Raw genomic sequence first — 1,621 nt, forward strand, 5'->3', positions numbered from 1 at the left:
CCGTTCCTTCAGGCATCATGCGCCGGTAAAGATGCGGGCTGCCGTGCGGGCTTCAGCGCTTGGCCGACGTGCCGCCCGAGATGCGCTGGGAAACCCGTAGCCGCGTGTCACCCGAGACGCAATCGCCAGCGCGCACGGCGTAACCATCCATCTGCGAATTGTCCATGCCCGGCACGTTGATGGTCGCCGTCACCGGCGCAGCCAGCACGCGCCCACAGGCGTCCAGGGTATCAATGGTCTCGCTCTGCTCGACCGGTACGGCGGCGGCCAGCAAGATATCGAGTGCCTGGCTGACGCTTTGCATAGGAGCAGGAGCTGGTTGTTCCGGGGCGTTTGCGGGGGTGGAGTGGGAGGACATGGCAGGCAGGACGGGAGGAAATTCGGTGAATGCGTTGTTTTCTGGTCGATACAGCGACCCGCCATTCTAATGCAATCGGCGTCGACCGTCGGTGCATGAAAAACGCCGTCCGCGCCACGTGCGCGGACGGCGTTGCCTGACGCTTGAGTGCTTGGGCTCTTGGATGCTTACAGGCCGGTATGCTCGGCCACGTAGGCCTTCACCCGCGCGGCGTCAGCAGGCATCACCTCGAAGCGCTGCGGCAGCGCCTCGATGTTCTCGAAACCGGCGGGCCGGTCGGCATCGCGGCCCAGGGCTTCGCGGATGGTTTCGTTGAACTTGGCCGGCAAAGCGGTCTCCAGCACGATCATGGTCACGCCCGGTGCCAGGTGTTCGCGCGCCACCTTGATGCCATCGGCGGTATGGGTATCGACCGTGATGCCATAGGTCTTTTCGGCAAAGCGGATAGTCTCCAGGCGGTCAGCATGGGTGGACTTGCCGGAGGCAAAGCCATACTGCATCACGCTGGCGAATTCATTGCCATCGCTGCCGGCCTGGCCGCTGAGATCAAAGCCGCCCTCGGTCTCGACCTTGTGGAACAGGGCTTTGACGCGGGTGCTGTCGCGGCCCAGCAGGTCATAGATGAAGCGCTCGAAGTTGGAGGCCTTGCTGATGTCCATGCTGGGGCTGCTGGTGTGGTAGGTCTCGGCCGACTTGCGCACGCGGTAGATGCCGGTGCGGAAGAATTCGTCGAGCACATCGTTTTCGTTGGTGGCCACCACCAGCTTGTCGATGGGCAGGCCCATCATGCGCGCGATGTGGCCGGCGCAGATGTTGCCGAAGTTGCCCGAGGGGACGGTGAAGGACACCTTCTGCTCATTGCTGGTGGTGGCGGCCAGATAGCCACGGAAGTAGTACACCACCTGCGCCACCACGCGCGCCCAGTTGATCGAGTTGACGGTGCCGATCTTCTTGGCGGCCTTGTACTCGAGGTCGTTGGAGATGGCCTTGACGATGTCCTGGCAGTCGTCGAAGACACCTTCGACGGCCAGGTTGAAGATGTTGGGGTCTTGCAGGCTGAACATCTGGGCAGTCTGGAAGGCGCTCATCTTCTTGTGCGGCGACAGCATGAAGACACGGATGCCCTGCTTGCCGCGCATGGCATATTCGGCGGCGCTGCCGGTGTCGCCGGAAGTGGCGCCGACGATGTTCAATTCAGCCCCCTTCTTGGCAGCGCATATTTCGACAGGTTTGCCAGCAATTGCATGGCCATGTCCCTTGAAG

1 protein-coding gene and 1 pseudogene are annotated in these 1,621 nt (G+C 62.5%); both read right to left on the reverse strand.

What is annotated here, in order from left to right:
• Positions 1-52 precede the first annotated feature (52 nt).
• The gene (locus I5W_RS05670; RefSeq protein WP_044528512.1) at positions 53-304 is read right to left on the reverse strand and encodes a hypothetical protein; all 252 of its coding nucleotides are present in this window, start codon (positions 302-304) and stop codon (positions 53-55) included.
• Between the two features lie 221 nt (positions 305-525).
• Positions 526-1,621: pseudogene (thrC, locus tag I5W_RS05675) on the reverse strand (threonine synthase); the annotation flags it as partial.

The sequence above is a fragment of the Herbaspirillum sp. B65 genome, from assembly GCF_000333555.1.
Classification (GTDB): domain Bacteria; phylum Pseudomonadota; class Gammaproteobacteria; order Burkholderiales; family Burkholderiaceae_D; genus Herbaspirillum; species Herbaspirillum rubrisubalbicans.

Excerpts from the sequence above, each read along its gene's own strand:
- I5W_RS05670 (WP_044528512.1), bottom strand. The coding sequence starts at position 304 with ATGCAAAGCGTCAGCCAGGCACTCGATATCTTGCTGGCCGCCGCCGTA.